Source organism: uncultured Anaerotruncus sp., assembly GCF_902490045.1.
GTDB lineage: Bacteria > Bacillota > Clostridia > Oscillospirales > Ruminococcaceae > Anaerotruncus.
Genome location: NZ_CABUCJ010000143.1, coordinates 1 through 5,534 on the forward strand (window position 1 = coordinate 1; position 5,534 = coordinate 5,534).

General features: G+C 60.7%; 4 protein-coding genes. 1 reads left to right on the forward strand and 3 read right to left on the reverse strand.

The genetic code is table 11. From position 1 onward, the window contains the following. From RDM88_RS11505 to ppdK, 3 genes are all read right to left on the reverse strand, one after another. A partial coding sequence (locus tag RDM88_RS11505) for an FtsW/RodA/SpoVE family cell cycle protein (RefSeq protein WP_308754975.1) occupies nucleotides 1–1,073 on the reverse strand: 1,073 nt, incomplete at its 3' end. A 387-nt stretch (nucleotides 1,074–1,460) separates the two neighbouring features. Next, complete coding sequence (locus RDM88_RS12910; protein ID WP_374045464.1) at nucleotides 1,461–1,631, reverse strand: Arc family DNA-binding protein; 171 nt, start codon at nucleotides 1,629–1,631, stop codon at nucleotides 1,461–1,463. A gap of 591 nt (nucleotides 1,632–2,222) precedes the next feature. Further along, complete coding sequence (ppdK, locus tag RDM88_RS11515) at nucleotides 2,223–4,865, reverse strand: pyruvate, phosphate dikinase (protein WP_374045463.1); 2,643 nt, start codon at nucleotides 4,863–4,865, stop codon at nucleotides 2,223–2,225. Between the two features lie 359 nt (nucleotides 4,866–5,224). On the opposite strand from ppdK, the gene RDM88_RS11520 reads away from it, so the two are divergent. Then, nucleotides 5,225–5,534 (forward strand): NTP transferase domain-containing protein (locus RDM88_RS11520; RefSeq protein WP_308754978.1); only part of this gene is annotated, 310 nt, incomplete at its 3' end.

Below are 5,534 nucleotides of genomic sequence, written 5' to 3' on the forward strand. Positions count from 1 at the left end.
GATGGCCGTGGGGCCATCCGCGCCGCCGAGAGGAAGGGCAGCGTGATGCCGATGACGGGCAGCACCATGAGGCACATGCCGACATTGACGAACACCTGTGCGGAGATGAGGGTGAAGACGCCGACACAGATGAGCCTCCCGAGGGAATCCTCCGCGCGGCGGGCGTTGTGGAGCATCTTGCAGCAGAGCGCCCCGAAGAGGGCGATGACGGCGAGGCAGCCGACATAGCCGAAGGATTCGCCGATGAAGGCGAGGATGAAATCGTTGTGCACCTCGGGCACATACTGGTGTCCGGCGCTGAAGAGCCCCTTGCCCCAGATCTGCCCCGACCCGATCGCGAGCTTGGCGTTATACTGCTGGTAGAGCCCGCCGAGCAGGTCTGCGTTGGGGTCGAAGAGCGCGAGGATGCGCTGTTTCTGGTCGGGGTTGATGACATAGGTCCAGGCGAGCGGCGCGGCGGCCACCGCCGCCACCGCCGCGGCGGCGACATATTTCCAGCTGATGCCCGCCGCAAAGAGCATTCCCACAAAGACGAGCGCGATGACCAGCGCGGTGCCGTCGTCCCCCTGGAAGTGGACGAGCAGGACGGGGATGGCCCCATGCGCGCAGATCGCCAGCAGGTTGACCGGGCGGTTGACCTGGTCGTGGAGCTTGTAGATGTGGTAAGCGAGCGTGAGGATGAAGGAAATTTTGAGCAGCTCGGTCGGCTGGAGGGTGAGCGGCCCGAGGCGCAGCCAGGACTTATCCTCAGGGCGCGCGGGGGTGCCCTCGCCGATCAGGAAGGTGAGCAGCACAAGTCCGTACATGAGCGGGATATGCAGCTTCCAGAGGCGGCCGAGCGTATGGTAATCGAACTGGGAGATGACGACCGCCGCAGCCGCGCCGATGGCGGCGGCGCCGGCCTGCACGGCGATCTGGCGCAGGCCCACGTCGGCGGCGTTGACGGCGTTGCCCGAATAGTGGATGCCGCAGAGCAGAAGCACGCTGAACGCGCTGAGCGACAGGCACATTGCCCAGAGCCATTTATCGGTTTGGAGGAGGTAGGAGGTCACAGCGCGAAAAATCCGTTTCATAAGACCTTTCCAGCCCTCTTGAAAGAGGGCTTCGGCGGAGAACTTTTGATGTTTGGGCGCGCGCGGGCGCGCGGGCGCAATACTCCTTCTTATTATAGTAAAAAGCGGGCCGACATGCAAGGGCGGCGAATAAAGCCGGCTTTAAAACATCAAAAGTTTCGCCCGCCCTCGGCGTGCGCCCCAGAAACAAACCAAAAGTTTCGCCCGCCTTTTCAAAGGCGGCGGGGTCAAGGGGCGGAGCCCCTTGCCGCGCTTCGCAAAGCGCGGAAGCTCTATCCTGAGAAGCGATTTTTTGGTTCTTTTTTCAAGAAAAAAAGAACAGGGCCTGTTGCAATGCATCGTTCTGCATTTTGCAACGGGCCCCTTCACTTCTTTAGGATAAGATATTTAGCTTGGGGATTTTCGGTTCGGTTTGACATTCAAAGCGGGTTTGATGTTTTCGGAGATCGTACCGTGCTCCTCTTCAAACAGCTTTATGTTTTCTCTAATCAGGACAAGGATATGACTATTTACCGAACGGCCCTCATATTCCGCAACACACCCGATCTTTTTCAACATTTCTTCTTCAATGCGAATCGATACGCTCTTGACGGCCAATCATTTCACCTCATGACGGATATATTATGTGTTTATTTTATATTCGTCGTGTGGTAATATGTTTATAATAGATATACAGTATATCTAAATAATTTGGAATGGAGTTTTGCTATGAAAAATGTGGGCAACGAACATACCTGTCAGAGTTGTGGATATTACTGGCAGCACTATGTTTGGTGGGGACAGTATAAACCCATCAATTACGGTCACTGCGTACACCCGCCGCGCAACAGGCGTTGTCAACCGGATATGAAGGCGTGCCCCAAATGGATTCCGCAGGACGAGCGATACCTTACGACCCACTTGCCACCCGAGTAACGCCCCGTTCTTTTTTTCTTGAAAAAAGAACCAAAAAATCGCTTCTCAGGATAAAGCGTCTTGCGCCCTGCGGGGCGCGCGTCGGGGCTCCGCCCCGACACCCCGCCGCCTTTTGAAAAAGGCGGGCGAAAACTTTGGGTTTTCTGTTTCTGGGGCGCAAGCTGAGGGCGGGCGAAACTTTTGATATCGCAAAAAAAAGGCCCCCCGCGTCGCGGGGGGCCTTTTTATGCCGTTTTAGCGGGGGTATTTGATCGCGGCCTGCGCGGCGGCAAGGCGGGCGATCGGCACGCGGAAGGGCGAGCAGGACACGTAGTCCAGACCGGTGCGGTGGCAGAACTCGACGGACGTCGGGTCGCCGCCGTGCTCACCGCAGATGCCCAGGTGGATGTCGGGGCGGGTCTGGCGGCCGAGCTTGACAGCCATTTCAACCAGCTTGCCGACGCCCTTCTGGTCGAGGTGGGCGAACGGATCGGACTCGTAGATCTTGTTCTCGTAGTAGTAGTCGAGGAACTTGCCCGCGTCGTCGCGGCTGAAGCCGAAGGTCATCTGGGTCAGGTCGTTGGTGCCGAAGGAGAAGAACTCCGCCTCCTGGGCAATCTCGTCGGCGGTGAGGGCCGCGCGCGGGATTTCGATCATCGTGCCGACCTCGTACTTCATGTCCACGCCGGAATCCTTGATGATCTTGTCGGCGGTGGCCACAACGACGTCCTTGACGAACTTGAGCTCCTTGATCTCGCCGACCAGCGGGATCATGATGAGCGGCTTGATGTTGTATTTGCCCTTCTTGGTGACGCTCAGAGCGGCGTTGATGACGGCGGTCGTCTGCATCTCGGCGATCTCCGGATAGGAGACGGCGAGGCGGCAGCCGCGGTGGCCCATCATCGGGTTGAACTCGTGCAGGCTCTCGATGACGGCTTTGAGCTTCTCAACGGTGATGCCCAGCTCGCCGGCGATCTCCTTGATGTCCTCCTCCTTGGTGGGCAGGAACTCATGGAGCGGCGGGTCGAGGAAGCGGATGGTGACCGGCTGGCCTTCCATCGCCTCGTAGAGAGCCTCGAAGTCGCCCTGCTGGTAAGGCATGATCTTCGCGAGCGCCTTCTTGCGGTCCTCGGTGTTCTCGGCGACGATCATCTCGCGCATCGCCTTGATGCGCTCGCCCTCGAAGAACATGTGCTCGGTGCGGCACAGGCCGATGCCCTGCGCGCCGAACGAGAAGCCCTGCTTGGCGTCACGCGGGGTGTCGGCGTTAGTCCAGACCTGGAGCTTGCGGTATTTGTCGGCCCAGGCCATGAAGCGGCCGAAGTCGCCCGAAATGGAGGCCGCGACGGTCGGGACCGCCTGGCCGTAGATGTTGCCGGTGGAACCGTCGATGGAGATATAGTCGCCCTCTTTGATGGTCATGCCGCCGAGGGTGAAGAACTTCGCGTCGTAATCGACCTCGATCTCGCCGCAGCCGGAGACACAGCAGGTGCCCATGCCGCGCGCGACGACGGCCGCGTGGGAGGTCATGCCGCCGCGGACGGTCAGGATGCCCTGCGCCACAGCCATGCCCTCGATGTCCTCAGGGGAGGTCTCGCGGCGGACGAGAACGACCTTCTCGCCGCGGTCGGCCCACTCCTTGGCGTCCTCGGCGGAGAAGACGACCTTGCCGCAGGCGGCGCCCGGGGAGGCCGCGAGGCCCTTGCCGATCAGCTTGGCGGTCTTGAGCGCGTCGGCGTCGAACTGCGGGTGCAGCAGGGCGTCGAGCTGCTTGGGCTCCACGCGCAGGACGGCCTCTTTCTCGTCGATCATGCCCTCGTCCACGAGGTCAACCGCGACTTTGAGGGCGGCGGCGGCGGTGCGCTTGCCGTTACGGGTCTGGAGCATGTAGAGCTTGCCGTTCTCGATGGTGAACTCCATGTCCTGCATGTCCTTGTAGTGCTTTTCGAGGCGGTCGGCGATCTTCGCGAACTCCTCGTAAACCTCGGGCATATCCTCATGGAGGTGGCTGATCGGGGAGGGGGTGCGCACGCCGGCGACAACGTCCTCGCCCTGCGCGTTGATCAGGTACTCGCCGAAGAGCGCCTTCTCACCGGTGGCCGGGTTGCGGGTGAACGCGACGCCCGTGCCCGACTTGTCGCCCGAGTTGCCGAAGACCATCTGCTGGACGTTGACGGCGGTGCCCCAGTCGTAGGGGATCTCGTTCATGCGGCGGTAGACGTTGGCGCGGGGGTTGTCCCACGAACGGAAGACGGCCTTGACGGCTTCCATCAGCTGGACCTTCGGGTCGCTCGGGAACTCGACGCCCTTCTTCTCGAGGTAGAAGGCCTTGAAGCGTTTGACAAGCTCCTTCATGTCGTCGGCGGTCAGCTCGGTGTCCTGCTTGACGCCCTTCTCCGCCTTGACCTGGTCGATGATCTTTTCAAACTCGGGCTTGGGCAGCTCCATGACGACGTCGGAGAACATCTGGATGAAGCGGCGGTAGGAGTCATAGGCGAAGCGCGGGTTGTTGGTGAACTTCGCGAAGCCCTCGACGACGGTGTCGTTGAGGCCGAGGTTGAGGATGGTGTCCATCATGCCGGGCATCGAAGCGCGGGCGCCCGAGCGGACGGAGACGAGCAACGGGTTCTGGGGATCCGCGAACTTCTTGCCGCAGATCTCCTCCATCTTGGCAAGGCCCTCATAGATCTGCTTCTGGATATCGTCGTTGATCTGACGGCCGTCGGTGTAGTACTGGGTGCAGGCCTCGGTCGAGACGGTGAAGCCCTGCGGAACCGGCATGCCGGCCTTGGTCATTTCGGCGAGGTTCGCGCCCTTGCCGCCGAGGAGCTCACGCATGTCCTTATTGCCCTCGGAGAACATGTAAACGAATTGTTTTCCCACTTTTTTTACCTCCATTTTGTTTGTTGACCACCGGAAAAACGGCGCCCGCTGCGGCAAGCGCCGAAACAGAGCGGTCCGCGCGGATGAGACGCACGCGGTTGGGGCGCCCGCGGCCACAGCGGGAAGCCTGTCTGCATGCATTTCATTATATCAAAGAATGTGTGTTTTTTCCAGCCCCTTTATACCGTTTTACACAAAAATTATTTCCAATATTCCGACAAAATCCCCGCACAATCTCTTGCAAACTGCTCAAAAACTTGCGATAATAAATACATGGGAGGGCGGCTGAGCCGCCCGCGGCCCTGCAAAATACCGATGCGCGGGGATTCCCCGGCCGCAGGCGGCCGGGACCGGCGCGGAAAGGCGGGATGGCTTTGGCCGCACAAGACAGGCGCACCTTTGCAATCATCCTTGCGGCGGGAGACGGAAAACGCATGAAGTCCGACCGGCCCAAGGTGGTCTGCGAGGTGCTTTTTCAGCCGATGATCCGCTGGGTGGAAAACGCGGTGCGCGCCGCCGGCATCGACGACGTCACGATCGTGACGGGCGAGGGCGCAGAGCTCGTCGAGGCGGCGGTTTCCCCCGGCTGCAAATTTGTCCGCCAGCGCGAACGGCGCGGCACCGGGCACGCGGTCATGACGGCCGCGGACGCGCTGGAGGCGGGCGGCGACGCGCTCGTGCTCT

Bases quoted from the DNA above. Each gene is read 5' to 3' on its own strand.
- RDM88_RS12910 (WP_374045464.1), bottom strand. From the start codon at position 1,631: ATGTTGAAAAAGATCGGGTGTGTTGCGGAATATGAGGGCCGTTCGGTA.
- ppdK (WP_374045463.1), bottom strand. From the start codon at position 4,865: ATGGAGGTAAAAAAAGTGGGAAAACAATTCGTTTACATGTTCTCCGAG.